At 58.0% G+C, this 593-nt stretch carries 1 protein-coding gene; it reads right to left on the bottom strand.

Features of this window, described 5'->3' with window-relative positions; all coding sequences use genetic code 11:
• Positions 1-593 (bottom strand): hypothetical protein (locus tag POV27_RS16805; protein WP_272863957.1); only part of this gene is annotated, 593 nt, incomplete at both ends.

The following is a 593-nucleotide window of genomic DNA, read 5'->3' as shown; positions in this document are numbered from 1 at the left end:
TCGCTACCGATGACCATGGCCTCGAAGGTGCTCGGCGCAGTGGCCAAGAGGTCTTCTGGGTCGATCTCGGTGGTCCCGTCAGGCCCGATCTCGATGGTCACGTCCTGGCAGATCAGGATTGGGTCGGTCACGTCGAACACTTCAACGGTGGCCGTACAGGTAGAGGAATTACCGGCATCGTCGGTCACGGTCACATCAACGAAGTTCAACCCAAGGTTGGAACAGTCAAGGTCAAGTGTGGTCGACAGTCCATTCCCACAGGTCCCGCTGAAAGTGTAAACACCATCGCTACCTGGAACTGGGTTCCCCCAAGTGGCCCCACCGTCGGCAGAGTTCAGACAGTCATAACTTCCAGAACCTGAGGCACCGGACACTTCCCAAGCGGTGATCCCACCGGAAGAGGAGGTCACGGACACGGACACCCAGTAATTGGTGTCAACGGCCTGGCTCATGAACAGGAACGGTGTAATGTCGAACACGGTCTCGCTCACGTCGAAGCCGAAGTTGTTGCCCACAACGGCCTGCGAGGTCGGTACAACGCCCGCTTCGCTACCGATCATGGTACCGGGCTGTCCACCGTCATCCTCGTAATA

Origin of the sequence: Aureisphaera galaxeae (genome assembly GCF_028561275.1) — a bacterium.
Classification (GTDB): domain Bacteria; phylum Bacteroidota; class Bacteroidia; order Flavobacteriales; family Flavobacteriaceae; genus Aureisphaera; species Aureisphaera galaxeae.
Note: the sequence above shows the minus strand (reverse complement) of the source record. Positions and strands in the feature narration are given on the sequence as shown.